Origin of the sequence: Mycobacterium sp. 94-17 (assembly GCF_035617725.1) — a bacterium.
Taxonomy (GTDB): Bacteria; Actinomycetota; Actinomycetes; order Mycobacteriales; family Mycobacteriaceae; genus Mycobacterium.
Window position 1 is genome coordinate 1 of record NZ_JAPIYN010000052.1, and the last position, 2,021, is coordinate 2,021.

The 2,021-nt window shown below is 69.9% G+C and carries 1 protein-coding gene; it reads right to left on the reverse strand.

All coding sequences use genetic code 11. The features are described from left to right. Nucleotides 1-2,021, reverse strand: a 2,021-nt coding sequence (locus tag OQ789_RS25555) for a condensation domain-containing protein (RefSeq protein WP_324689180.1), incomplete at both ends; no start/stop codon positions are given.

The window sequence follows — 2,021 nt, forward strand, 5'->3', positions numbered from 1 at the left end:
CGCCAGGGTGCTCCTGGGTCGCCGGGGACGATCTGCACCGGTTCGTCGAACTCCGTGCTGAACCGGGCCGCCAGGTGTGGGTGTCGGGTGATCACGGTGTGCACCGCCGCGCGCAGCCGGTCGGCGTCGAGCGGACCGCTCAACGCGATGTCGAGTTGCACCGCATACACGTCATCGCCGAGACCCTGGGAGGTGTTGGCGTGGAACAACAACCCCTGCTGCAACGGGGTCAGCGGCAACACATCAGCAACCCGCTCCCGCTGCTGCAGTAGGTCGAGCTGGGTCTGAGTCAGTCGGGCCGGGACGATGTCCGACGGGGTCAACCCGCCCCCACCACTGGTGACGTGCGCGCAGATCCCGGCCAGCGCCTCAAACCACAACCCGCCCAACCGTTCGACGTCGGTGCGGCCGAGCACCGAGGGCGCCCACGTCCAGGTGGCGTGCAGCACCGGGCCCTCATCGGTGTCGGCGGTGGCGGCGTTGAGTTCCACGGTGTGCGCCAACGGCATCGGGATCGCCGCGGTCGCCCCGGTCAACGCCAACCCCTCGGGGCTGATCCGCCACAGCTCCTCAGACAGGTCGGTGCCGCCGGCGCCCAGCCGGCCCAGATAGTTGAACCCGAGCACCGGATCGGACCCACCCAACTCGACGTCAGGGTTCAGATAGCGCAGCAACCCATACGTGAGCGGGTCGGGCAGGGCCCGTAGCTGCTCCTTGGCGTCCTTGATAATCGCCCCCAGCGCCGGATCGCCCGCGAGCACCCGCCCCCAGGGCACTCCCGCCACCGCGAGCGAGACCGGGGACAGCGTGGTGAACCAGCCCACCGTGCGCGACAAGTCCACACCGGCGGCCAACTCTTCGTCGCGGCCATGACCCTCCACATCGATCGCGATCGGGGCAGCCCCGGCGGTCACGAACTCCGCCACCGCCATCCCGAACGCGATCACCAAAATGTCGTGGATCCCGGCGTGAAACGCCGCGGGCACCACACCGAGCAGCATCCGGGTGGTCTCGACATCCAGCGGCATCGACACCCGCCCCGCCGTGGCGAAGGTATCCACCCCCGGTTGCGGCGCCGACAGTGCGGCCGGGGCCGCGACCACCTGCCGCCAGGTGTCGGCCTGCTCGGTCACCGCGGGGTGGCGCGCGTACTCGGCCAGCACCCCAGACCAGCGTGCGAATGACGTCTTCGGCGCGGGCAGCTCGATCGGCTGCCCGCCGCGATGCTGGGCCCAGCCGATGTTGAGGTCTTCCAACAGGATTCGCCACGACACCCCATCGACGGCCAGGTGATGGATGATCAACACCAACCGGGCGCTGCCACTCACCCACAGCGCGCTGAGCATGATCCCGGCCGCCGGGTCCAACCGCTCCCGCGCGGCCACCAGGACCGCCTCGGACAGCACCGGCACGCTGTGCAGCACAGCGCCGGCGTCCACCGACCCCGGCTCGGGCACCGTTAGCGACCAGCCCCCCGACCCGTGGTTGGTGCGGGCCCGCAGCATGGCGTGGCGATCCAGCAGCGCTTGGAGCACCACCACCACCTCGGGCTCGCTCACCCCGGCCGGGGCCTGGACCACCATGGTCTGGTTGAACTGATCCGTCGGGCCCGCAAAAGCCTGCAGCCACCCCATGATCGGGGTCGCCACCACCTCGCCGACGCCGTCATCGACCGGACCGGCATCGTCAACGGCCACGCTGACTACCCGGGCCAGCCGGGCCACCGTCTGCTCCACAAAAATGTCGCGCGGCCGACACGTCAAACCCGCCGCCCGCGCCCGCGCGGCCACCTGCATCGACAGGATGCTGTCCCCACCCAACGCGAAAAACGAGTCCTCGGCCCCGACCCGCTCCACCCCCAACACCTGGGCATAAATCCCGGCCAGGATTTCCTCGACCCGCGTCGCGGGGGCCCGATATTGCTGGGCTGCAACGTATTCCGGGGCCGGCAACGCCCGTTTGTCGAGCTTGCCGTTTGGGGTGAGCGGCAACGCGTCGATGACGACGATCGCGACAGGCAC